Genomic DNA, 24,845 nt, shown 5'->3' on the forward strand with positions numbered 1-24,845 from the left:
GCTCAGCCTTTTTTAAACCTAAATTTCGATTTTAAAGTTTTCTATATGAAGATTTTTTCAAATTCAGCACCAATTATAAATAGCCTGCATTAAACCCCGATTATGTATAACTGACGAAAATCAACCTGATCTTCAATGATACATTTTCACTGTAATCCTCCCTCTGCTCACCCACCTCATGTTTTTTACTTAATTTTGCGCCCATGTCGCGAAAAATGAAAAACAAAGTGATTTCCAACCTTCTCATCGAGCGTATAGCTTCGGAGGGAAAGTGCTTGGGACATCATGAGGAAAAGGTGGTTTTTGTAACGGGAGTTGCCCCCGGAGATGTAGTGGATGTACGGATCACGAAAGGCAAGAGCTCTTTTATGGAAGGTGAACCGATAAAATTCCATGAATATTCCAAAGAAAGGATAGATCCTTTTTGCTCCCACTTCGGGACATGCGGCGGTTGCAAATGGCAGCATATCAACTACAATTTGCAGAAGACTTATAAGCATCAGCAAGTCGTGGACCAGTTCCAACGGATCGCCAAAGTAGAGCTACCAGAAGTCTGGCCAACGCTAGGCTCAAAGAAAACAAAATACTACAGAAACAAGCTGGATTTCACCTTCTCCAACAAAAAATGGCTTACCCTGGGCCAAATTCGATCCGGAGAGGATTTTGACAGAAACGCCTTGGGTTTTCATATCCCAAAGATGTTTGACAAAATCATCGATGTGGATCATTGCTACCTTCAGGGAGGCATTTCCAATGACGTAAGGAATGAGCTTAGAGCGTTTGCCTTGGAAAACAAGCTGAGCTTTTATGACATCAGAAATCAGGTTGGCCTGCTACGGAACCTGATTATCCGAACCACGAGCAAAGAGCAATCTATGGTGATTGTGCAGTTTGGTGAAAATGATCGGGAAGGAATTCAACAGGTGATGGGGCATTTGAATACAAAATTCCCCGAAATCACCTCACTTCTGTATGTAATAAACACCAAAGGAAACGAGACCTTTCATGACCTGGAATTGGTGACCTATGCCGGACAGGACTTCATAGAAGAGGAAATGGAAGAGCTTAAATTCCGTATAGGCCCAAAATCCTTCTATCAGACCAATTCGGAGCAAGCCTATGAATTATATAAAGTTGCCCGGGATTTTGCCGACCTGAAAGGTGATGAAGTGGTCTATGATCTCTACACAGGGACGGGCACGATAGCCAATTTTGTCGCGAAAAAAGCCAAGCAGGTAATAGGGATAGAATATGTGGCAGCTGCCATAGAAGACGCTAAACTAAATTCCCTGATCAACGGACTGGACAACACACTCTTCTATGCAGGGGACATGAAGGACATCCTTAACGATGAATTCATCGCCAATCACGCTGCACCCGACCTGATCATCACTGACCCACCACGTGCCGGAATGGATGAAAAAGTCGTCCAGGTACTATTGCGCCTGAATGCTCCCAAGATCGTTTACGTCTCCTGTAATCCTGCCACCCAGGCTAGGGATGTGGCACTTTTGGGTGAAAAATATAAAGTGGAAAAAGTCCAGCCTGTGGACATGTTCCCACAGACCTATCACGTAGAAAATGTTGTACTCTTAACTTTAAAGTCATGATTTCAGATTTCAATGATCCAGAATTAAGCGGAAAGTACCTAGGTACAATCACCAGTGATTTCATCAAAATTTCGGATGCGCTTAAGGAAGCTTCTTACCAGATCAGAACCCGAAAATTCTCTGATTACCCTATTTTCCCTATCTCCAAGGAAATGCAGCCTATCGGGAAAATCTTTGTAGGAAAAGAGGAAAAAGGACTGGACTGGAATTACTTTATGACCTATGTGGACGAGTTTGTGCAGCGGAAATTAATCTCGGAAGAAGCGCTGCCTGACTTCCAGAAAGCATATAAAGACCCGGACGAATTTTGTTGTCTTTTTGTGATGGATGGGGCTTTTACAAGTTTCGTTTACATTCCATATCCAAATGACTGATCCCAAATTTGGACATCAAAAAAGCTTTACCTTTTAGCTGGTAAAGCTTTTTTATTTGTAGCTAGTATATTTCCGAAAGAATAAATTAGCTGTTCATCAATTCCTCGATTTCCTCAGCTTCTATCGGGATATTTCCCATCAGATCGAAGTAGCCTTTCCCTTCTTGGATTACAATGTTATTTTCCAGTCTGATTCCAAGCCCTTCTTCCTGTATGTAAATACCGGGCTCCACGGTAAATACCATTCCCGGCTTGATCGGGCCATGCATGGTGCCCACATCATGCACATCCAGCCCTAGGTGATGGGAGGTTCCGTGCATAAAGTACTTTTTGTAAGCCGGCCAATTCGGGTCCTGATTTTTGATGTCAGTCTGATCGATTAGGCCTAACCCCATCAATTCACTTTGCATGATCAATCCTACTTCCTTGTGATAATCCTGAATATTGGTACCTATCCTCAAAATCTGAGAAGCTTCTTTTTGCACACGAAGTACGGCATCATACACCGCTCTTTGCCGCTCGGTGAATCTCCCGCTGACAGGTATAGTCCGTGTCATGTCCGCATTGTAGTTCCCATATTCCGCACCCACGTCCATTAGTAGCATTTCTCCGGCAAGGCATTCCTTGTGATTCTCTATGTAGTGGAGCACACAAGCAGATGCTCCGGAAGCGATGATGGGCTGGTAAGCAAAACCGTTACTCCGGTTTCTCACAAACTCATGCAGGTACTCGGCCTCTATCTCATATTCAGTCACTCCTGGCTTTACAAAGGAAAGGATCCTGCGAAAGCCCTTTTCAGTAATATCACAGGCTATCTGCAACTGATCTATCTCTTCCTTTTCCTTCACCCCTCTCAGCTTGTGCATGATAGGAGCCGAACGGTGATAGGTATGAAGAGGGAATTTTTCTCTACAATTTTTGATAAAGCGCGCATCTTGGGTTTCTACCACCACTCCGGCCCGAAGATGCTCATTGGTATTCAGGTAGATGTTACAGCTCAATGCCATCACAGTACCGAATACTTGATCAAAACTGCCTAACCATTGAATGTTTTTTATCCCTGACGTAGCCTCAGCCTCCTCCTTGGTATATTTGTGGCCTTCCCAGATGGCGATATGCTCGTTTGTCTCCCTCAGAAAAAGTATTTCCCGCATGTTAGGATTGGGACAATCCGGAGCCAAGAGCAAAATAGTCTCTTCCTGATCTATTCCCGTAAGGTAAAATAAATCATTGTTCTGCCGAAAGCGCATCGTACCATCAGCATTGGTAGGCATGATATCATTAGAATTGAAGATCGCCACACTGCTCTCAGCTAGCCTGTAACAGAATTTCTCGCGGTTTTTAACATAAAGTGAACTGGGAAGTGATTGATATTTCATATGTTTATAATTTGTTTTTCAGTGGTCACACCTGCAGGCAAGCAGGTGGAATCTCGCATGACTTATAATTATCCAAGTGTGTGTCGCTCTCGACATGCTCGATTTCATCTGTTTGTTTTTTGTTTTTAAATGGTCATACCTCCCTATGGGCAGGCAGCATGGCTTATAATCATCCTTCTGTGGACTTTTGAGTCATGTCGGCCTGTGGCAGGCAGGATTGATTCATGTATCTATTATTGTTTTGTGATTAGCCACAGTGTTGCCATTGCTCATATTTCCTTTGCTTTATGAGACAAAAGACAGATGCATGACTGAAGTGTGTTCCCGACACTAGTGTTTCCCCAATCCTACTTATGCAGTTGTTAGAGTGGTGGAAAAGCGGACATACCTGGTTGTCATTTAGCAATCATCACCTGCTATTTATCATATATGGCATTCTGCTTCTGAAATGGAAAGTTACTAATTCTGTTCCGAAAATATGGTTAGAAATTGATCCGGAACCAATTTCCTGCTTTACTTTGTATATTACCGAAAGGGTAAATTATAGCATGGAATTAAACATTAAAGAACTTGGTAACGGCATTAGGATTGTCCATCAGGAAGTTACCCATACCAGACTAGTTCATTGCGGATTTATATTGGATATAGGAAGTAGAGATGAGACCAAAGAACAAGAAGGTCTTGCGCATTTTTGGGAACACATGGCCTTCAAGGGCACTAAAAAGAGAAAAACATTCCACATACTCAACCGCCTCGAGTCACTTGGCGGAGAACTCAACGCTTATACTACCAAAGAAAAAGTATGCTTCTACGCTTCCACGCTGAAGGAGCATTATACCAAAGCCGCCGAACTGCTGTACGATATCACATTCAACAGTACTTTCCCCGAAAGACAGATTGAAAAAGAGCGCCAGGTAATTCTTGAGGAGATGGCCATGTACCGGGATTCCCCTGAGGATGCTATTCAGGATGAGCTGGATGAGTTGGTCTTTGAGAACCATGCACTAGGACGAAATATCCTTGGGACTGAACAAACAGTAGGCAGCTTCACGCAGCGGGATTTTTTTGATTTTATTTCCACTCGACTGGATACCTCCAGGATCATATTTTCTGTGGTGGGGAATATTTCCTTTCAGAAAGTATTAAAGGGAATGGAGGGGCCATTATCCCAGATCCAAGCCAAAAGAAGTCTCTATGTAAGAAGTCACTTCAAGGATTATTCTCCCAAAATCAAAACCCAAGAGAGAGACGTAAGCCAGTCGCTTTGTGCCATAGGCCGACCTGCCTTTTCCCTTTATGACAAAAATCGTTTTAAATTATATCTCCTAAACAATATCCTGGGAGGGCCGAGTATGAATAGCAGGCTTAACCTTATGCTTCGGGAAAAGCATGGGTACGTCTATAGCATAGAATCCAGTTATCAGCCATTTTCGGATATCGGATTTTTCGGGATTTACTTCGGTACTGAAGGAAAAACCCTGAGGAAAGCACAGTCTCTGGTACTCAAAGAAATGAGCAAAATGGCAAACACCAAACTCGGAACTATCCAACTCCACATGGCCAAAGAGCAGGCAGTGGGGCAGATGGCCATGGCAGAAGAAAACTACTCAGCACTTATGCTGGTATATGGCAAAAGCATGCTGGATCATGGTAAAGTAGATCCTTTGGAAAACATATTCCAACAGATACGAAACACCACTGCTTTAGAACTACAAGAAATTGCCGAGGAGATGTTCAATCCTGATATGCTGACTTACCTCACCTATACCCCCCACTGATCATGGAATTTATAGATACCGCACTGCTAGCCTATTGCGAAAACCATACTTCAGCAGAAGATGAGTTGCTCCAAAAAATCACCCGAGAAACCCAGGCAAAAGTGATGATGCCGAGAATGATTTCCGGGCATCTACAGGGGAAATTACTGGAGCTGTTTACCAAAATGCAAAACCCGCATACAATTCTTGAAATCGGCACTTATACCGGATATTCGGGGATTTGTATGGCTAGAGGATTAAAACCTGGAGGCAAGCTGATCACACTGGACATCAACGACGAACTGGAAACGATGGTGAGGGGCTTTTTCGAAGAAAGCGGACTTGCAGGGCAGATCGACTATCGGCTAGGCAACGCACTCGACATAATACCTGATCTGCCTGGGCCTTTTGACATGGCATTCATCGATGCTGACAAAATCAATTATGGCAAGTATTACGAGCTCATCATTGATAAAATGAGTGCCGGGGGAATCATCCTGGCAGACAATGTGCTCTGGTCAGGAAAAGTATTGACGGAAAAAGGGAAGAAAACAGACAAGGACACGCAGGCTATTTTGGACTTCAACAAAATGATTCAAGAAGACCCCCGAGTAGAAAACGCCTTGCTTCCCATCCGTGATGGGGTGATGGTAGCAAGAAAAATTTAAGGTACAAGCAAAAGGGAACCATTTTTGCTAAAACGATGACTAAACATAAGATGAAAGCTATTTTCGAATGAAGACCAATAATATCCTCTCCTTAATTTTCATCCTAACATTTTTTAACCAACATAATCTTCTGGCTCAAATCCCGCAAGTTCCCGCGGAACTGGAATTTGCCAACCTCGTGGTAAGAATAAATCCCCAGGCCAGACGTGAGATCCAGCTAGATGTAGATGCACAATTTAGAAACCCCTCTTATTTTAAAATCAAACAGGCGAGGGTAAACCTATACATGCCTATAGTAGAGCGGGAACTTAGAAATGCCGGTGTGCCCACCGACCTGAAGTACCTGGTAATCCAGGAAAGTGGCCTGATCGGAGATGCCGTTTCCACATCCAATGCTGTAGGTTTCTGGCAATTCAAGCAAGGCACCGCAGAGGAGGTATTCTTAAGGGTGGATAACCAAATCGATGAACGCAAGAACATAGTCTCCTCCACCAAAGGGGCCGCTTTATATCTGCAAAAGCACAACAGGAGCTTTGACAACTGGATGTGCGCGTTGGTCTCCTATCAAATGGGACTGGGAGGAGCCAAGGCTTATTTCGGCACACAGTACAACGGGAAAAGAATAGTAGATGTGGACAGGAACACCCACTGGTATTTCAAGAAGTTTTTGGCCCATAAGATTGCATTTGGAAGCCCAACTGTCCAATTCACCAGCAATGGGGTGTATATGATGGAGGATCGGGTTCAAGGCCCCACCACTCTTGCAGCATTGGCGAAAAAATACGGCGTACCTGTAAGCCAGCTGGAAGAATACAATCTATGGACACGAAATGGTAAAATCCCCGGAGACCGGGTTTACACAGTAGTTTACGTCAAGGATGGATCAGCACCAATACAGCAAGCTGTTATAGCCGAAACCCTTCCTTCCACTTCGAACAACTCCTCCTCGGCCACTTCTTCTCCTGCTTATAAACAAGCCAATTCTTTCCCGAGAATCGCAGGAAATACCACTAAAGCATCGCAACCAGACCAAATCACCGTGAATAATCTGGATGGTGTACAAGCGGCACAGACTACCACACAGCGCACTTTCTCTGACCGAGTAGGTGTCAGAGAAGGCAAACTGAGACGGTTGAATGACCTCAGCAAAGGAGAGCGTATCGAAGCAGGTGAGTATTACTATACCGAGAAAAAAAAGGCCAGTGCTGAAGTTGCCACACACATTGTAAGACCAGGCGAGACGCTTTGGAGTATTTCTCAGAAATACGGGATAAAGTTAGCTGCCTTAAAGTCTAAAAACAGGATCAGAAAAGACAGCGACCTGAAAGCCGGTATGGTTCTGAATCTCCAGGAGCACAGAAAGCGTGGCGAGGAAATCCCGAGGGTAAATCTTTCCGCACCTGCACCTGCAAAACAAGTCATGGCGAGTAATTCCCCCACTTCAGTGGGCCAACAAACAAAAACCAATACAGTGACTCCTGCTAACACGGCAGTTTCTTCGTCAAGAATCACTCATACAGTATCCAGCGGTGAAACCCTATTTGCAATAAGTAAAAGGTACGGTGTGACAGTCGATCAATTGAAAAGCTGGAACAACATCGGAAGTCAAAACATCATATCCATTGGGCAGAAATTGGTTATCTTTCGCCCCTGATCCGCAATCCCCCTGTCTTTTTAAATGTCAAAGTATCTCCTGATTTTTGGATTATTCATACTCATCCTCAGCCAGACTGCTCAGGCTCAGGACAGGCAGTATATTCCTGATACAGTACTCATAAACGGCGACACGCTATTGATGCTTGGCGATTCCCTTTTGATACCGGATCCTGTAAAGGAGATCTTCTGGAAAACCGGAGGAAATTACAATCTCAATATCCAGCAAGTCACCTTGTCCAACTGGGCGGCCGGTGGCGCAAGCACCTTTGCCCTGAATTCCGGTCTGACCCTCTTTGCCAATTACAAAAAGGATAAAAAAGTATGGGACACCCAACTCACGGTAAGTTTGGGGTTCAACAGGCAAGACGACAGGGCATACCGTACGCGGAAGACTAATGACAATTTCACCTTTGTGAGCAATTATGGTAGAGAGCTCTCGGAGTTTTTTTACCTATCGACCCAGCTGGATGCCAGAACCCAGCTCCTTGCAGGATACAAGTACACCAGGCCCTCAGGAAGTGATGTAGAAGTCCGCACCAAAATTTCAGATCTGCTGTCCCCGGGATATCTGCAATCCTCCACCGGTCTCAACTACCGAAAAACCTACAAAGACAATAGTAAAATATCTGTTATTCTTTCTCCATTTACAGGTCGATTTACGATCGTACTGGATGATTCCTTGAGCAGGGCTGGCGCATTCGGGGTAGTTCCCGGAGAAAATGTACGCGCGGAGGCCGGGGTTTCTCTTGCCGCATCTGTCACGGATGTGCAGTTGATGAAAAACGTGACCTGGAAGTCTGACATCAACCTGTTCTCCAACTATGAGGTATTTGGAAATATGGTAGTAAACTTCAATTCTGTTATCAGAATGAAAGTCAACAGGTTTATTTCCACCCGGATAGAAACCGTTTTGATCTATGATGAGGAGGTGTTTATCAAGCAGGATGACGGTACGTCCAGGCAAGCCGTGCAATTACAGAACCTGATCAATTTTGGGATATCCCTGGATTTCTAGAAGTCTGTCTCCAACCCAAATTTCCGCTGAAACTCAGCCAGTGCAGGGTGTTTCTCCTTTAAGAAATTAAATTTATCTGTGCTGGTATAAAGCTTGTTTCGCTCAGACTCCAGCTCTTCTTTCAGATCCAGCTCAATTTTAAACGGCTTTACTTTGCCTAGCTCCCGGATCACCTTGATCAGCTCAGGTTTCATTTTCTGTGCGATTTCCTCCTGCACATGACCCATTACCTCAAGAAGCACCACCCCGTTTTTAAGCTTCATGGACTGACCTAGAATCGCCAACTCCAAGCTCTTACCGAGCTGCTGAAAATGATTTTTCACATCCACATAGACTTCATCCAAAATCTCCTGGGTCAGTTCCCTGCCCTCTTCTATCACTTCGACCACTTCAGTCTTTACACTGGCTTTAGCCCTTTCCAAATCCTGTTTTAGCTTTTGCTCAGCTAATTGTTTGGTATGGGTAAGTGTTTTTGGAATAGGAATAGTCTTGTGCAGGAGACTGGACTTTATAGTTCCACCAGTAGGTGGCAGGGGAACCGGCTCTTTAACAAGCTCAGCTTCAGGGGTTGTCAGGCTTTTTTTTTTGCCTCCTCCGCAGCCATCATGGATAAGCGGAAAGCCTGGGGGAGTTTAGCCATTTTCATCAACGTCAACTCTACATGCAAACGCTGATTTTTGGAAGTTTTGTACTGTATATCGCATTGGTTCGCAATGTTGAGTGCTGATAGCAAAAAGGAAGAAGAGGACGCTTCAGTCTGTTGCAGGTAGCGCTCTTTGGCCGATTCCGACACTTCTATCAGCTGTACAGTAGCAGGATCTTTAGCTACCAATAAATCCCTGAGGTGTTCACATAGGCCAACTATGAAATTATGCCCGTCAAATCCTTTCTTGAGAATCTCATCAAAAATCAGCAGAACCTGGGAAAGGTCTTCGGAAACCAAGGCATCTACTACTTTAAAGTAATAGTCATAGTCAAGGATATGAAGGTTACCGATGGTTTCCAGATACGTCACTTTCTTACCTGCAGAGTAGGTCACTATCAAGTCAAACATCGATAATGCATCCCTAAGGGCACCGTCGGCTTTAGTAGCTATCAATCGTAGCGCTTCTTCTTCAAAATCCACGGTTTCCTTTTCCGCTATATACTTCAGATGCTCGGCGATGTCTTTGATCTGTATTCTATTGAAATCAAAAATCTGACAACGGGAAAGTATGGTAGGGATGATTTTGTGCTTTTCTGTAGTCGCCAAAATGAAGATGGCGTACTTGGGAGGTTCTTCCAAAGTCTTCAAAAAAGCATTGAAGGCTTGGTTTGAAAGCATGTGAACCTCATCAATGATATAGACTTTGTACTGTCCTTTTTGTGGGGCATAGCGTACCTGCTCTACCAGATTTCGAATGTCATCTACGGAATTGTTGGAGGCAGCATCCAGTTCGTAGATATTGAAGGAACTGTTGTTTTGGAAGGAAACGCAGGAATCGCATTGCCCACAGGCCTCGAAATCCGCCTGTAGATTTTCACAGTTTATCGTTTTGGCAAGGATACGGGCGCAAGTAGTCTTACCCACCCCACGTGGACCACAAAACAAAAAAGCCTGGGCTAAGTGATTGTTTTTTATGGCATTCTGAAGCGTGGTGGTAATATGCTGCTGCCCTACTACGCTTTTAAAATCTGCCGGTCTGTATTTTCTTGCCGAAACGACGAAATTTTCCATCGCTGCAAGATATAAAAAACTCTATACTCAAGAAGCCCAAAAAACAGCATTTTCAGACAATTTCCGTTAATTCTTTGATTTACAAATCGATTAATATCCAATTTTTTGGCTATCCAAAATAGTTCAGAAAACTCTTCATCAATGGAACCAAAAATGTGTTACTTTTGTCATCCTAATTCGAATGGGGCTGACCGGTTTTGACAGTAAGTGTGAATATCGGGCTCGCATGCAGGCTGGAGTATGTACGGCCTTGAAAAATTCATATGCACTATAAATGGCGAAGAATCTTACGCTATGGCTGCCTAATCTAACCCCACAAGGATAGATCGCTTAAAGGGTTGAGTTACGAGAGTAATTCCCCGGCCACATCTCACCACCTGTTATCTGATCCGGGTGGATCTGAGGTGTCGACTTGATCGGGTTGCGGCTTGTGATGCTATTAAGCAGGTCTAAGACAAATAGCTAAGCCGGAACTAGGTGTGTCACCCAGCATATTCCGGTCGAAAAACCAACAGGTGACTAAGCATGTAGAAGGTACGTTGTTTCCTTATCTGGACCAGGGTTCGAATCCCTGCAGCTCCACGGAAAAAGCTAAAAAAAAGTTGAAGAAATTATACAAAATGACTTCAATAAATTGATTAAAAGGAATTAAATAGCTGATTAACAGTCTTTTAATTTTAGATTATCAGATTTTAGCTTTTCAGAATTGTAAAATTAAAGCCTGCAAAAAGACTCTTTGCAGGCTTTTTTTTGTGGCTAAAACCACCAAAATCTTCACAATTACTCAAAATTCAGTTGCGTCATTCGTGTAGTTCGGCTTCTCCCAAAAAAAAGACGCTGGCTGGAAGTCATAGTTAACTGATTATGAACATGTTCATATATTGAGCTTCTTGTTATTTAGAGCCTGATTTTCGAGTTTTATTTAACTTTAAACTAATTTGTCATGTTAGAAAAAAGCTTCGGATTGCACTTCTTCTTGAAACAATCCAAAAAAGAAACCGGATCAGCGAGGTATGTCTACCTCAGGATTACCGTGGATGGTCAATCAAAAGAACTGTCTACCAAAAGATTGTGGGCAGTTTCACGATGGAATACCTCTTTTGGTAGAGCAGAGGGGACAAAAGAAGATGCCAGAGAATTAAATGCCTATTTGGACACCATCCATCACAAAGTACTTCAGGCGAAAAAACAATTACTTGAATCAGACAAGGAAATTTCCGCCGAATCCTTGAAAAATATTATCCTTGGTATTGGAGAAAAAAGAAAAATGATCCTGGAAATCTTCCAAGAACACAATGATAATTTAGAATCATTGGTAGGAAAGGATTTCGCAGAAGGGACCCTGCTACGCTACAAAACCTCGCTGGACCACACCCGCTCATTTATTAACTGGAAGTACAAGAAAAAGGATATGGACATAAAGCAGTTAGATTACGAGTTTATCTCATCCTACGCTTTCTGGCTTAAGAGTATTAGAAATTGCAATCACAATACCACTGTAAAATATCTCAACAACTTTAAAAAAATAGTTCTAATCTGCATCAATAATGGATGGCTTGACAGAAACCCATTCATCCGTTTCAAGATGGCGACCAAAGTCAACAACAGGGTTTTTCTTACTTGGCATGAAATAGAAAATTTAATAGAGAAAAAATTCTCTATACAACGTCTTAGCCAGGTTAGGGATATTTTCCTGTTTAGCTGCTTTACTGGACTAGCCTATATAGATGTCAAAAATCTAAAAAGGAATCAGATTTCTACGGGAATAGATGGGGAAAAATGGATTTATACCCATCGACAAAAAACAGATTCTCCTACCCGTTTGCCCTTATTACCAAAAGCTTTGGAGCTTATTGAAAAATATAAGAACCATCCTCAATGCCAGGACGGGGCTCATGTCCTACCAGTATTGAGCAACCAAAAGATGAATTCGTATCTTAAGGAAATCGCAGATGTCTGCGAGATCAATAAACCACTCACTTTTCATATAGCAAGGCACACATTTGCGACAACAATCACGCTTGCCAACGGAGTCCCTATCGAAACCGTATCAAAAATGCTCGGACACAAATCCCTTAAGCAGACACAGCACTATGCCAAAATCCTAGATACGAAGATAAGTTTTGACATGAAGGCACTCCGAGATAAGTTAAAATAAATTAAGAATACAGCTTATTTTATGGAGAGTCCAAAACTCAAAAATGAATCTTACATTGAACAAGAACAACGGAAAATCAAAATATGCCAGGGAATTGATGGGGAGGGGGAAACTATAATTGAGGTCAAGTTTAAATAGTAAACTATCTAGTAAACAAACCATATTTTTCAAAATTAATTTACCCAAATATAGAAATGGACCTATTCATTGCCGAAAAATCGGACATTGAAACAACTGAAACCAAAATCAACGGAATGACTTGTGTGAGTTGCTAAGTCCACTTAAGTCACGACTTAAATAAATTCAACGGAATCGTATACTCAAAAACGTCCTTTGAAAATGGAAATGTAATTATTGAATTTGAAAAAACAGAAATCGAGAAAGCAATTAATTCAACAGTCTATAGCGTAACCGACAAAGATGAAAACAAATGGTAGTTCAATTAAAACCAGAAATAAATTGTCCAAACTGCAGACATAAAAAATCAGAGGATCTGCCAAAAAATGCATGGCAGTTTTTCTATATGGAACAGTACCTTGTTCACTAATTCAAGAAAACGAAAGTTGTTGTTAAAAACCATTGCAATAAGCCAAATACACTTCCAATTCTCACATGCTTTCAGATAAGTCAGAAGTTGCAAAAAATATTTCTTTGCAAAGTTTAAAGGAAATCTTAAACCCAATTAAGAAAATTGCGTAGATTAAGATTCAGCTAAATTATTTCAAAGCCTCAGGAATTTATCCTATAATTGTATTAGTGAAAAAATCATTTTCCATAGTTTTAGCATTTTTACTTCTTTTCACAAACATCGGTTTGGCGAAAAGCAGTCATATATGCATGGGATCTGAAATGTTAAATGCAATAGGTCTTTCTGCCAAAAATTTGGATTGTGGTATGAAACACCAAAAGTCTTCTTCTTCTGAAGAAGGGGGCTTAAGTGAAGCAAACCCATGTTGTCAAAATAGTTTTGAACTTGTTCATAACGATGGGGATCAACAATTAAAAGTTCTTCAATTAGATTCAGCCCAACTAATTTTTGTTGCGGCATTTACCCAATCCTTTATCTTTGGCATTGAATTAACAAGTACTAAAGCTTATATAAATCCATTTATTTCCCCCCCTTCGATTGAAAAAAACTACACAGTTCTTTTTCAATCATTCCTGATTTAATACTTCCTGGTAATCGGTCATCCGACCTCTTTTTTCCTAGTAGCTTTCAACTACCTAGCCTCTTTATTCTAGTTTCCCCTTTTACCAGGATTAAATCATGCTTAACTCAATTATCAAGTATTTTCTTGAGAATAAACTCGTTACCGTACTCTTACTGATTGCTCTGATTGCATGGGGCATAGTGACTGCTCCATTTGGTTGGAAAGTAGGTGCTCTACCTTCCGATCCTGTTCCAGTGGATGCCATTCCAGATATTGGCGAAAATCAACAGATCGTATTCACACAATGGCCAGGAAGATCTCCCCAGGATATTGAAGACCAGATTTCCTACCCACTTACGACTTACTTATTAGGAATTCCAGGTGTCAAGTCCATCCGCAGTTCCTCTATTTTTGGCTTTTCAAGCATCTACATCATCTTTGATGAAGACACAGAATTTTATTGGTCAAGATCCAGAATTCTGGAAAAACTCAGTTCATTACCGGCAGGGCTACTTCCAGAAGCTGTTCAACCAGGATTGGGACCCGATGCCACAGCACTGGGGCAAGTATATTGGTACACACTCGAAGGTAGAGATGAACAAGGAAATCCTACTGGGGGCTGGGATCTCCATGAGATCAGAACTGTCCAAGACTTCTTTGTGAAATATGGATTAAATGCAGTCGAAGGCGTTTCTGAAGTAGCTTCTATTGGTGGATTTGTACAGGAATATCAAGTGGATGTTAACCCTGACGCACTTAAAGCCTACAATATTCCCTTAATGAAAGTCATGGAGGCGGTAAAGCAATCCAACCGGGATGTAGGTGCTAAAACTATAGAAATCAATCAAGCAGAGTATTTAGTCCGCGGCTTAGGTTACATCAAAAAGGTAGAAGATCTGGAAGAGGCTGTAGTTGCTGTCGAGCAAAACGTTCCGGTCCGAATAAAGGATATCGGCGTAGTGAGCCTAGGACCTGCAAACAGAAGAGGGCTTCTCGATAAAGATGGGGCTGAAGTAGTAGGCGGAGTTGTAGTCGCTCGATACGGTTCCAACCCCCTTCAGGTCATCAATAACCTCAAAGAGAAAATCAACGAAATAGCTCCGGGTCTTCCCAAAAAGACTTTGGCAGATGGCCGTATAAGTCAGTTGACTATAGTGCCATTTTACGATAGGTCAACCCTGATCCAGGAAACTTTAGGAACGTTGGAAGAGGCTCTTTCGCTAGAGATCCTGATTACTATTTTGGTGGTAATCGTGATGGTTTATAATCTCAGAGCTTCCATCTTGATTTCCAGTTTATTACCGATCGCCATTCTCATGGTTTTTATAGCCATGCGCTACTTCGGAGTAGATGCAAACATCGTAGCTCTTTCAGGTATAGCCATCGCTATCGGAACTATGGTGGATCTTGGAATTATACTTTCTGAAAACATCATCAAACACATTGACGAAGCTCCACCTGAGCAAAAATTAATCACGACCATATACAAGGGATCTTCCGAAGTAGCTACTGCAATTCTAACTGCAGTGTCTACAACTATTGTGAGCTTTATTCCTGTTTTTACCATGGAAGCTGCAGAGGGAAAACTATTTGGTCCTCTAGCCTATACCAAGACTTTTGCTCTTATAGCAGCTTTGATAGTTTCATTATTGATTCTACCTATGTTAGCTCATGTATTTTTTGGTTTCAAAGTCAAAAATCAGCGGTACAAGCTATTAGGTAATGGTTTATTACTTATGCTCGGTATTGGAGCTCTGATTTACGGTTATACTTGGGCAGGGATAATGTTGGTATTCTTTAGCATCATTTCTTTTGCAAGATTCTATGTAGAAAAAGAAGCGATAACAATCCCAACTCGCATTCAACCTGCATACAATCAACTTGAAATTATTCTGGCAATCGCAGGAGTGGTATGGCTCTTAGCTACTTATTGGCTACCACTAGGAGCTTCTCATTCTATTATTGCCAATGTGTTATTTGTCGCCTTTTTGGTCAGCCTGATCTTAGGTGCATTCTCCATATTGGAACACAATTACAAACGTGTATTAACCTGGTGCCTAGACCACAAAACTGCCTTCCTCAGTATTCCTGCAGCCTTAATTTTGTTGGGAGCAACCGTTTGGCTTGGCTTTAATGCCACCTTTGGACTAATTCCCAAAGCCACCAATCTCATAGGTTGGGATATTCAATCCAGTAAATCATGGTCTAGCTTATCACATACATTCCCGGGGATGCAAAAGGAATTTATGCCTTCTCTGAATGAAGGAAGCTTCCTACTCATGCCAACTGCGATGCCTCACTCTGGCATTGCTTACAACAGGAAAATCATAGGGCAATTGGATATGCTTTTAACCAATATACCTGAGGTGGAACTTACCGTCGGTAAATTGGGAAGAGTAGAATCCGCTCTTGACCCCGCTCCGATCTCCATGTACGAGAATATCATCAACTACAAGTCGGAATATCTTCTAAACTCCAAAGGACACAAACAGCGTTTTAAAACTGATAAAAAAGATAGGTTCATATTTACAACTGGTGACACCCTATCGAATCAGGACGCTCTTGCACAAAATAAGTCTACAAAAAATTTGATCCCTGATGAGAATGGAATGTATTACAGAAACTGGCGCGATCATATAGAATCCCCAGATGATATCTGGAATGAAATTATTGCAGTCACAAAAATCCCAGGAATCACATCCGCACCTAAGCTTCAACCCATTGAAACCCGACTGGTCATGCTCCAAACTGGTATGCGGGCACCTATGGGAATCAAAGTCTATGGACCTGATTTGCAGACCATCGAGAACTTTGGTATTCAACTGGAAACTATATTAAAGCAGGTTCCCTCAGTCAAAGAAGAAGCAGTATTCGCTGATAGAATTGTCGGGAAGCCCTATCTACAGCTGAATATAAACCGAGAGAAAATCGCCCGATTTGGTTTAACAATAGAAAATGTACAGCAAACAATAGAAACGGCTATTGGAGGCATGAGTATAACTACCACCGTAGAAGGACGCCAGCGATTCCCTGTCCGTGTTCGCTATCCACGGGAATTACGGGATGATCCTGAGAGCTTGTCCAAAATCTATGTTTCTACACCTACAGGAGCTCAAATCCCTTTGGGGCAACTTGTTGACTTCGACTATGTCCGGGGACCTCAGGCAATCAAAAGTGAGGAGACTTTTTTGGTGGGTTATGTGCTATTCGATAAGCGGGATGGGAATTCTGAAGTGACCACAGTCGAGGATGCCAAACGGCTGATCCAAAGCAAAATTGATTCAGGCGAGCTGGAAGTCCCAACAGGCGTGACTTACAAATTCTCCGGTAGCTACGAAAATCAGGTTCGTGCAGAGAAACGCCTGAGCATCATCGTCCCCGCAGTGTTGGTCATTATCTTTTTGATTCTCTATTTCCAGTTCAAATCCGTGAGCACCACTTTCATGGTCTTCACCGGAATTGCTATGGCGTTCTCCGGAGCTTTTATTACGCTATGGTTCTACGGCCAGCCTTGGTTTGCTGATTTTAACCTCTTTGGCACAAATATGCGGGACCTGTTCCAAGTACACCAAATAAACCTGAGCGTAGCGGTTTGGGTTGGGTTCATTGCGCTTTTTGGTATTGCTACCGATGATGGGGTGCTGATGGCTACTTATCTGGATCAGAGTTTTGAACGCAACAAAACTGACAATTTCAAAGGAATACGAATGGCCATCGTGGAAGCTGGGCAGCGTCGAATAAAACCGGCAGTTATGACTTCGGCTACTACCATTATAGCCTTACTTCCGATTTTAACCTCCTCGGGAAGAGGATCAGATATCATGATTCCGATGGCTATTCCGGCTTTTGGAGGAATGATCGTGGCAGCTATTACCTACTTCATAGTACCTGTCTTATACTCCATCCGGGAAGAACGAAAACTTAAAAAAAGCTGAAAATGAAAACTATCAAACTTTCCATTCTTTTGCTCCTGGGTATAAGTTTCTCAGCTAGTTCGCAAAGTTTAGAAGACTATTTTCGAATAGGCGCTGAAAACAATCCAGGTCTTCAAGCTAAATACAAAGCATTTGAAGCTGCCATGGAAAAAATCCCGCAGGTAGGATCCTTACAAGATCCAAACCTGTCTTTTGGATATTTCATATCTCCGGTTGAAACCAGAGTTGGTCCTCAGAATGCCCGCTTTTCTTTGACGCAGATGTTCCCTTGGTTCGGTACGCTAAGAGCTCAGAAAGATGTAGCTTCCTTCATGGCTGAAGCAAAATATCAGGAATTTCTGGATGCTAAGAACCAACTATACAGCCAATTGGCCACTGTTTATTATCCTTTGGTAGAAACGCACGAATTGATAAACCTTGAACGGGAGAATCTGAAAATCCTTGAAACTTATTACTCATTAGCTACTTCAAAATTCGAAAACGGCCAAGGTTCTCTTGCAGATGCACTACGAGTAGAAATTATGATTCAGGCAACCAAAACTAACATCGAAGTGCTACAGATGAAAATCAAAGGAAGCAATTCATGGTTCAATTCCCTGCTTTCCAGATCTCATGATTCCCCCGTTGAGATCTCTGAGATGCTCCAAATCACGGATGCTGACCGGCAGATTTCAACTGATTCAATCCAGGCAAACCCCATGTTGGGGAGTATAGATTTGAAAATTCAGGCCAGTGAAGCAAGCGTGCGTGTTGCCCAAAAGCAAGGAATGCCAAAGCTAGGTGCAGGTGTCGATTATGTACTTGTCGGCGAAAGAACAGATATGGACATCCCAGATAACGGGAAAAATGTCTTGATGCCTATGGTCACGATGAGCCTACCGATTTTCAGAGGGAAATATAAGGGTGCACAGAAGGAAGCCAAACTTATGCAGGAATCTTATCAACTGGAGAAGGACGAACTCAACAATAAACTATTTGGCTCCTATTACCGCTTCTCCACCGACATGGAGATTCAGGAGAATCTGATCTCGCTGTATAGCAAACAAGTGCAAACATCCGAGCAAACTCTGGAATTACTTTATTCTGCCTATAGCAATTCAGGAAACGACTTTGAAGAGGTCTTGAGGGTACAGCAACAACTGTTGGAATACCAAAAAATGAAACTCAAAGCCACGGTAGCTTATCAAACTTCCTTGGCTCAAATCAATTATATAACCGCTAAAACCTTCTGATTATGAAAAGTAAGAACTATTTAAAATTCGCAGCAATGATGGCAGTTTCCTTTGTCATTATGTATGGAGTAATGTTTCTAAATGCAGATTTATTCGAGCATGTCATGCTGAGCACTACCAGGACCTATATGACCATCTTGATGGTTGCCCCTATGGCCATTTCCATGCTTCTATTTATGTGGGGAATGTATGAGAATAAAAAGACCAATTACATTATTCTAGCCTCTTCCCTAATCGTTTTCATAAGTACGCTGACTATGTTGAGAAATCAAACCTTAATTGCAGATGTGCAGTGGATGAAAGCCATGATTCCACATCACTCTTCAGCCATCATGGTAAGTCAAAAAGCTCATCTCCAAGATCCAGAAGCACAGAAATTGGCGCAGGATATCATAGAAGCACAGCAGCGGGAGATCGCTCAGATGCAGGCAATGATTGAGCGACTGGAGGCGACTAAATAAGCGATGAGACTTAAGCTAAAATATCTCATTGGTTCCATTCTGTTTCTTCTTTGCATGGGCGAGAACAGCAGTTTGGCAAAAGCAGATCAGACACCAGCTGACACTGCGACTTATACTTTATCTATAAAAAAAGATATGGTAACCAAAGCTGGAAAACCTGTGCCCGCTATGACTGTTAATGGTGGAATTCCAGGCCCTACACTGACTTTTCAGGAAGGTGGATATGCTGTCATCTATGTCAAAAATGAAATGGATGTGGAAACTTCAGTTCATTGGCATGGGATCCTTCTTCCGAATTTCTTTGATGGAGTCCCCTATCTGACCACACCTCCGATACTGCCTGGAGAAACCCAAAAATATGAGTTTCCTCTGAAGCAGGCTGGAACCTATTGGTACCATTCGCATACAATGCTTCAGGAGCAAAGTGGTGTTTACGGCTCTATAGTTATTGAACCGAAGGAGAAAACGCTGGAATACGATACAGATTTGGTCATTCTTCTGTCTGATTGGACCAATCAGAAAGCCATGAATGTAATGCGAAACCTAAAGCGAGGAAATGAATGGTATAACATCAAAAAAGGCACTGCAACCCCTCTAAATCAAGTGATAGCAAGGGGAGGCTTCGGTGCTCAGATGAATTTTTGGAAACAACGAATGGAAGGTGCTGACATTGCAGACATTTACTACAATGCTTTCCTTACAAATGGCCAGTCTATCTCCGAGTACCCCGATTTGAAACCTGGGGAGAAAGTGCGTGTACGGTTTATCAACGGATCTGCATCATCACAGTTTTGGTTGACTTTCGGAGGAGCGGATCCCCTGCTTGTGTCTGCTGACGGTCTGGACGTGGAGCCAGTAGTCCACAATAAGACTTTTATCGCCATCGCCGAGACCTACGACTTCATTGTCACTATTCCAGATTCTGGAAAGATAGAAATCAGAGCAACAGCACAAGACGGCTCCGGACAAACGTCTGCTTTCTTAGGAAATGGAAATATCCTCAGTGCGCCAGATGTCCCCCGTCCAGACAAAATAGGAATGATGATGAAAATGGCAAAGATGGACATGAAAATGGGAGCCCCGGCCATGAAGTTTAAACCTTCCGAAGAGAATCCAATAGAAATGATGGATAAGTGGGGAATGCAAATGGATGATAAGATGAACATGGACGAAATGAATCCTAATGAAATGAATAAGGATCACTCGAAGATGGAGAAGACTGAAATGACAATGGATCATTCCAAGATGAATATGGAAGAGAAAAGCTCAAGTGATTCTTCTAAAAAAGTTACTATGCAAGGTATGGATCATTCCAAAAAGGACCACAATCAACCAATGGCTAAACCTATGGAAACGGATGGTAAAATGGACATGGGTGCGTCTATGGACAAAATGCCTGGTATGGATATGTTCGCCGAATACAATTACGACTACCTAAAATCACCCGAAAAAACCAGCTTCCCAGCCAATGAAGCTGTAAATGAAGTCCTGCTGAATCTTACAGGAAATATGTGGCGCTACATCTGGAGCATGAATGGAGTACCACTAGCTGAAGCTGATAAGATAAAAATCGAAGGCGGAAAAGTGACCCGAATTACCTTGAACAACCTCACGATGATGCATCACCCGATGCACCTTCATGGCCATTTCTTCAGAGTAATCAACGATAAAGGAGAATATTCACCTCTCAAGCATACGGTGAATGTGCCTCCAATGCAAAAGATCACTATTGAATTTGAAGGTACCGAAGAGGGAGATTGGTTTTTCCACTGTCATGTGCTTTATCATATGATGGGTGGAATGGCCAGGATATTCTCTTACGAAACCCCACGAGATCCAAGATTAAAAGGCTTTCCGCTAAAAAAACTTATTAAAGAAAGTGATGAATATTTTAACTGGGGAACTGCGAATGTAGCCTCTCAAATGGTAGGTCTAAACCTAATGTCTTCAAATATTCGCAATCAGTTCAACTTGGATCTGGAATATGGATATAACCAGAATTTTGAAGCAGAGGTAAGCTACGAACGATATCTCTATGATTATTTCAGAGTATTCGCTGGAGTGAACCTGGAAAATGAGGTGGCCGAAAGTCTTGATAAGATCAATGCTACGGCAGTGGTCGGGATTCGATTCCTCACACCTTACTTATTCAATCTCGATGTAAGGCTTGATAGCAAACTCAGACCAGAATTCAGAATCAACAGAGAAATCATGATTTTCCCACGAACTACCATTTTCGCTAATTATGAATATCAAATGGATTTTGGATGGACAAATACCCTTCCCGAATCAGGCGAAAACTCCAACTACAAAGGGGAGACTACCTGGTCAGCGGGTGCTAGTTATATTTTCTCCAGAAACTTCTCTGTCATGGGAAGTTACGACAATCGTTTTGGCGCCGGTGGTGGATTGACAGTTAGATTTTAAAATCTTTTAGACAGCTATTTAAACTAAGATAAAATGGAACATTCAGACCATAAACATAAGGAACATGAATCCCATCAAAAGGGAAAGCATGGAATGAAAGGTCATGACCATAGCATGCATCATATGCATATGATCCAAGATTTCAAAAAGCGATTCTGGATTTCTCTGGTGATCACCTTGCCAATAGTAGTCTTGGCGCCAATGATCCAAGGGCTTTTGAGCTATGAATTCAGATTTGAAGGAGACCGATACTTGCAATTCGCCCTTTCCTCGGTGGTCTTCTTTTATGGAGGCTGGCCATTCTTAAAGGGCATGGTAGAGGAACTGAAAAAGAAAAAACCAGGCATGATGACATTGATTGCACTGGCGATTTCAGTAGCCTATTTCTATAGCTCAGCTGTAGTCTTTGGCCTTTCTGGAAAAATATTCTTTTGGGAATTGGTTAGTTTGATTGATATCATGCTGCTAGGACATTGGATAGAAATGAAATCAGTGATGGGAGCTTCTAATGCTCTTCAGGAACTGGCTAAAATGATGCCTTCAGAAGCTAGGAGAATAAAGGAAAATGGTGAATCCGAAGATGTTCCTATTGCAGAGCTAAAATCTGGAGACACAATTTTAGTGAGACCAGGTGAAAAAATTCCAGCTGATGGTGAAATCCTGGAAGGGAGCAGTCATGTAAATGAATCCATGCTTACAGGTGAGTCCAAACCAGTGGCAAAACAGAAAGACGATGAAGTGATCGGTGGATCAGTGAATGATAATGGTGCCCTAAAAATCAAAGTGAAGCACACTGGAGAAGAGTCGTACTTGTCCAAAGTAATAGGATTAGTTACAGAGGCACAAAAAACGAAGTCCAATACTCAAAATTTGGCTGACAAAGCTGCAGGCTGGTTGTTCTACATCGCTTTGGCAGCAGGAATTATCACCTTGGTAGTATGGCTAAGCCTTGGCAAAGACTTCAATTACGCTCTGGAGAGAATGGTCACGGTCATGATAATATCCTGTCCCCATGCATTAGGTCTGGCGGTGCCATTGGTTGTTGCTATTTCCACTTCCGTTTCTGCTAAGCACGGCTTGTTGATTCGCAACAGGACTGCCTTTGAAAATTCAAGGAACCTGACCACCATCATTTTTGACAAGACAGGAACCTTGACCAAAGGTGAATTCGGAGTGACTAGATTCAAAAGCGTAGCAGAGGGAATGGAAGATAAAGACTTACTCGCCATTGCAGCAGCACTTGAAAATAGTTCTGAACATCCAATCGCAGCTGGAATTGTAAGAAAATCAAAGGAGCTAGAATTAAAACTAGGCAAGCCAGAAAACTTCCAAAACATCACTGGAATGGGCATAAAAGCCAATCTTGACGGGAAAGAGATTAGTATTTTAAGCCCGGGCGGGTTAAAACAAAAAGAAATAGAACAACCTGAAGGTGCTTTCAAAACAGAAGATGAAACAGTAGTCTTTGTACTTTCGGATGAAAAGCTTATTGGTTACATCGCATTAGCGGATGAAATCCGTGATGAGTCTCAAGAAGCTATCAATACACTTAAAAAGCACGGAATTAAGATCTTAATGGCTACCGGCGACAATGAAATAGTTGCCAAAGCAGTAAGTGAGACACTCGGGCTGGACGGCTATTATTCAGAAGTATTGCCGGAAGACAAGCAAAAGATCATCAAAGACCTACAAGCTAAAGGTGAATTCGTGGCTATGACCGGAGATGGTGTCAACGATGCCCCAGCTTTAGCTCAGGCAGATGTAGGAATCGCTGTTGGATCAGGTACTGACGTTGCTGCTGAAACTGCCGATATCATTTTGGTCAATAGCAACCCAATAGACATCGCCAACCTGATCCTATTCGGAACTGCTACTTACAAAAAAATGATGCAGAATATCTGGTGGGCAGCAGGATATAATATCGTAGCCGTTCCCTTGGCTGCAGGAGTATTGGCTGGCGCCGGAATTATTCTAAGCCCAGCAATTGGTGCAGCTCTGATGAGTTTAAGTACAGTCATCGTGGCCTTCAACGCACAATTATTAAAACGGCAGATCAAATCTTAACTGACATTATCTAAAAAAGAAATACATAAACCACCCATTGGCACATAAGATTTCTGGCTGCTAGGCGCTTAGATAAGAAACTTAAAGCATAGGTAAACATCAATAAATAAAACTAAGTATCCGTAAAATTCAAAATGAAGTAAAATGAAAACTCAAAAAACAATTCTATCGCTGGCATTAATTGCTGGACTTTCTTTTTCACTAATTGCATGTGGAGAAAAGAAACAAGAGGATCATACCATGGGATCAGAAGACCATAATGCAATGTCTGAATCTATGGACAACATGGATAAAGGAATGGACATGAGTGGACCGGCCACTAAGACTGATCTAATAGATGAGTACTTGGAAATCAAAACAGCTCTTGGAAACAACAGTAAGGAAGAAGCTGCAAAAGCAGCAACTAAACTGGCTGAGTATGCAAAAACCATTTCATTCGATCAGTTAACCGATGAAAAGAAATCCGAAGTAAGTAGCATATTGGAAGTTATCCAAGAACACAGTGAGCACATCGCCAAAAGTGAAATGGATCATCAGATTGAGCATTTTGAGGCAATGGGAAAAGACTTCACAGATCTATTGGCAATTGTAGGCTCGGATAGAAAGCTATATCAGCAGCAGTGTCCAATGTATAATAAGAATGAAGGTGGCATATGGCTGAGTGATTCAGAAGAAATAAAGAATCCCTTGTTTGCCGGTAAAATGAAAACCTGTGGAGCTGTAAAGCAAGTGATAGAAATCGGATGAAAAAAGTAGTCGGGGTTATTATAACCTTACTCCTTATTGTTTTGGTGGGAATTCAATTCATTCCCACCAATCAAAATCCTTACCTGCCTACAGATTCCAATGATTTCATAATTCTTAATAATCCACCTGTGAAAATTGGAAAGATGCTTAAAACTTCATGCTACAACTGCCATAGTGATCAGATCAACTACCCATGGTATAGCAAACTTCAGCCTGCTGCTTGGTTACTTGAAAAACATATCCGGGAGGGTAAGGAAGAATTAAATCTTTCTCAATATGGATCACTATCCGGGAGAATGGAAAAAATGAAATTAGAGAGTATGATTAAACAAATTGAGCAAAAAAAAATGCCTATTTCCTCATACACTCTCATACATCAGGATGCAATATTATCTGACTCAGACCGAAAGGAACTCGTTGCTTACCTGCAAAACTTACAGTGAATGGAATTTAACAAATTCATGATTTTAGTTTAAAAATTGAATTTGACATAGT

General features: G+C 42.0%; 18 protein-coding genes and 1 other RNA gene. 16 read left to right on the top strand and 3 right to left on the bottom strand.

The genetic code is table 11. The annotated features are described in order from the left end of the window. The first annotated feature begins 203 nt into the window (after positions 1 to 203). Entirely contained in the window at positions 204 to 1,610 is a 1,407-nt protein-coding gene (gene rlmD, locus LZF95_RS03055) for a 23S rRNA (uracil(1939)-C(5))-methyltransferase RlmD (RefSeq protein WP_233753526.1), read from the top strand. Then, positions 1,607 to 1,984: a hypothetical protein gene (locus tag LZF95_RS03060; protein WP_057937312.1), complete on the top strand. Its 378-nt coding sequence runs from the start codon at positions 1,607 to 1,609 to the stop codon at positions 1,982 to 1,984. The genes rlmD and LZF95_RS03060 overlap by 4 nt, the downstream gene beginning before the upstream one ends. A gap of 85 nt (positions 1,985 to 2,069) precedes the next feature. Here LZF95_RS03060 and LZF95_RS03065 read toward each other — a convergent pair whose 3' ends face one another. Continuing rightward, complete coding sequence (locus tag LZF95_RS03065) at positions 2,070 to 3,362, bottom strand: aminopeptidase P family protein (protein ID WP_233753527.1); 1,293 nt, start codon at positions 3,360 to 3,362, stop codon at positions 2,070 to 2,072. Positions 3,363 to 3,910: 548 nt separating this feature from the next. Between LZF95_RS03065 and LZF95_RS03070 the strand changes: the two genes are divergently transcribed. The 4 genes from LZF95_RS03070 to LZF95_RS03085 all read left to right on the top strand — a co-directional run bounded on the left by LZF95_RS03070 (position 3,911) and on the right by LZF95_RS03085 (position 8,458). Further along, positions 3,911 to 5,140 (top strand): pitrilysin family protein, encoded by a 1,230-nt coding sequence (locus LZF95_RS03070; protein ID WP_233753528.1) that lies wholly within the window; start codon positions 3,911 to 3,913, stop codon positions 5,138 to 5,140. A 2-nt stretch (positions 5,141 to 5,142) separates the two neighbouring features. Beyond that, a complete protein-coding gene (locus LZF95_RS03075; RefSeq protein ID WP_233753529.1) occupies positions 5,143 to 5,787 on the top strand; it encodes an O-methyltransferase in 645 nt (214 codons plus the stop codon). Positions 5,788 to 5,854: 67 nt separating this feature from the next. Further along, positions 5,855 to 7,441, top strand: coding sequence for a lytic transglycosylase domain-containing protein (locus LZF95_RS03080; protein ID WP_233753530.1), 1,587 nt, complete (start codon positions 5,855 to 5,857; stop codon positions 7,439 to 7,441). A gap of 24 nt (positions 7,442 to 7,465) precedes the next feature. After that, complete coding sequence (locus LZF95_RS03085) at positions 7,466 to 8,458, top strand: DUF3078 domain-containing protein (protein ID WP_233753531.1); 993 nt, start codon at positions 7,466 to 7,468, stop codon at positions 8,456 to 8,458. Here LZF95_RS03085 and LZF95_RS03090 read toward each other — a convergent pair. After that, entirely contained in the window at positions 8,455 to 8,880 is a 426-nt protein-coding gene (locus LZF95_RS03090) for a hypothetical protein (RefSeq protein WP_233753532.1), read from the bottom strand. The two genes, LZF95_RS03085 and LZF95_RS03090, sit on opposite strands and share 4 nt — an antisense overlap. 149 nt (positions 8,881 to 9,029) lie before the next feature. Further along, on the bottom strand, positions 9,030 to 10,175 hold the full coding sequence (locus tag LZF95_RS03095) for a DNA polymerase III subunit gamma/tau (RefSeq protein WP_233753533.1): 1,146 nt from the start codon (positions 10,173 to 10,175) through the stop codon (positions 9,030 to 9,032). A 183-nt stretch (positions 10,176 to 10,358) separates the two neighbouring features. On the opposite strand from LZF95_RS03095, the gene ssrA reads away from it, so the two are divergent. From ssrA to LZF95_RS03145, 10 genes are all read left to right on the top strand, one after another. Then, positions 10,359 to 10,760, top strand: a transfer-messenger RNA (tmRNA) gene (gene ssrA, locus LZF95_RS03100). A 358-nt stretch (positions 10,761 to 11,118) separates the two neighbouring features. After that, positions 11,119 to 12,333, top strand: coding sequence for a site-specific integrase (locus tag LZF95_RS03105; protein ID WP_233753534.1), 1,215 nt, complete (start codon positions 11,119 to 11,121; stop codon positions 12,331 to 12,333). 756 nt (positions 12,334 to 13,089) lie between these two features. After that, the gene (locus LZF95_RS03110; protein ID WP_146613727.1) at positions 13,090 to 13,503 is read left to right on the top strand and encodes a hypothetical protein; all 414 of its coding nucleotides are present in this window, start codon (positions 13,090 to 13,092) and stop codon (positions 13,501 to 13,503) included. Positions 13,504 to 13,600: 97 nt separating this feature from the next. Continuing rightward, the gene (locus tag LZF95_RS03115; RefSeq protein WP_233753535.1) at positions 13,601 to 17,419 is read left to right on the top strand and encodes an efflux RND transporter permease subunit; all 3,819 of its coding nucleotides are present in this window, start codon (positions 13,601 to 13,603) and stop codon (positions 17,417 to 17,419) included. A gap of 2 nt (positions 17,420 to 17,421) precedes the next feature. Continuing rightward, a complete protein-coding gene (locus LZF95_RS03120; RefSeq protein WP_233753536.1) occupies positions 17,422 to 18,651 on the top strand; it encodes a TolC family protein in 1,230 nt (409 codons plus the stop codon). Positions 18,652 to 18,653: 2 nt separating this feature from the next. After that, positions 18,654 to 19,112 carry a DUF305 domain-containing protein gene (locus LZF95_RS03125; RefSeq protein WP_111612288.1) on the top strand — a complete coding sequence of 153 codons (459 nt, stop codon included), beginning with the start codon at positions 18,654 to 18,656 and terminating at the stop codon, positions 19,110 to 19,112. 54 nt (positions 19,113 to 19,166) lie between these two features. Then, complete coding sequence (locus tag LZF95_RS03130; protein ID WP_233753560.1) at positions 19,167 to 21,539, top strand: multicopper oxidase domain-containing protein; 2,373 nt, start codon at positions 19,167 to 19,169, stop codon at positions 21,537 to 21,539. A gap of 33 nt (positions 21,540 to 21,572) precedes the next feature. Beyond that, positions 21,573 to 23,603 (top strand): copper-translocating P-type ATPase, encoded by a 2,031-nt coding sequence (locus LZF95_RS03135; protein ID WP_111612290.1) that lies wholly within the window; start codon positions 21,573 to 21,575, stop codon positions 23,601 to 23,603. 144 nt (positions 23,604 to 23,747) lie between these two features. Next, positions 23,748 to 24,350 (top strand): DUF3347 domain-containing protein, encoded by a 603-nt coding sequence (locus LZF95_RS03140; protein WP_111612291.1) that lies wholly within the window; start codon positions 23,748 to 23,750, stop codon positions 24,348 to 24,350. After that, a complete protein-coding gene (locus LZF95_RS03145) occupies positions 24,347 to 24,793 on the top strand; it encodes a heme-binding domain-containing protein (protein ID WP_111612292.1) in 447 nt (148 codons plus the stop codon). The genes LZF95_RS03140 and LZF95_RS03145 overlap by 4 nt, the downstream gene beginning before the upstream one ends. The last annotated feature ends 52 nt before the right edge of the window (positions 24,794 to 24,845 follow it).

This window comes from Algoriphagus sp. AGSA1 (assembly GCF_021390545.1).
Lineage (GTDB): Bacteria > Bacteroidota > Bacteroidia > Cytophagales > Cyclobacteriaceae > Algoriphagus.

Bases quoted from the DNA above. Each gene is read 5' to 3' on its own strand.
- LZF95_RS03135 (WP_111612290.1), top strand. From the start codon at position 21,573: ATGGAACATTCAGACCATAAACATAAGGAACATGAATCCCATCAAAAG.
- LZF95_RS03115 (WP_233753535.1), top strand. From the start codon at position 13,601: ATGCTTAACTCAATTATCAAGTATTTTCTTGAGAATAAACTCGTTACC.
- LZF95_RS03140 (WP_111612291.1), top strand. From the start codon at position 23,748: ATGAAAACTCAAAAAACAATTCTATCGCTGGCATTAATTGCTGGACTT.
- LZF95_RS03065 (WP_233753527.1), bottom strand. From the start codon at position 3,362: ATGAAATATCAATCACTTCCCAGTTCACTTTATGTTAAAAACCGCGAG.
- LZF95_RS03085 (WP_233753531.1), top strand. From the start codon at position 7,466: ATGTCAAAGTATCTCCTGATTTTTGGATTATTCATACTCATCCTCAGC.
- LZF95_RS03130 (WP_233753560.1), top strand. From the start codon at position 19,167: ATGGGCGAGAACAGCAGTTTGGCAAAAGCAGATCAGACACCAGCTGAC.
- LZF95_RS03125 (WP_111612288.1), top strand. From the start codon at position 18,654: ATGAAAAGTAAGAACTATTTAAAATTCGCAGCAATGATGGCAGTTTCC.
- LZF95_RS03070 (WP_233753528.1), top strand. From the start codon at position 3,911: ATGGAATTAAACATTAAAGAACTTGGTAACGGCATTAGGATTGTCCAT.
- LZF95_RS03145 (WP_111612292.1), top strand. From the start codon at position 24,347: ATGAAAAAAGTAGTCGGGGTTATTATAACCTTACTCCTTATTGTTTTG.
- LZF95_RS03075 (WP_233753529.1), top strand. From the start codon at position 5,143: ATGGAATTTATAGATACCGCACTGCTAGCCTATTGCGAAAACCATACT.
- LZF95_RS03060 (WP_057937312.1), top strand. From the start codon at position 1,607: ATGATTTCAGATTTCAATGATCCAGAATTAAGCGGAAAGTACCTAGGT.
- LZF95_RS03080 (WP_233753530.1), top strand. From the start codon at position 5,855: ATGAAGACCAATAATATCCTCTCCTTAATTTTCATCCTAACATTTTTT.
- LZF95_RS03105 (WP_233753534.1), top strand. From the start codon at position 11,119: ATGTTAGAAAAAAGCTTCGGATTGCACTTCTTCTTGAAACAATCCAAA.
- LZF95_RS03095 (WP_233753533.1), bottom strand. From the start codon at position 10,175: ATGGAAAATTTCGTCGTTTCGGCAAGAAAATACAGACCGGCAGATTTT.
- rlmD (WP_233753526.1), top strand. From the start codon at position 204: ATGTCGCGAAAAATGAAAAACAAAGTGATTTCCAACCTTCTCATCGAG.
- LZF95_RS03120 (WP_233753536.1), top strand. From the start codon at position 17,422: ATGAAAACTATCAAACTTTCCATTCTTTTGCTCCTGGGTATAAGTTTC.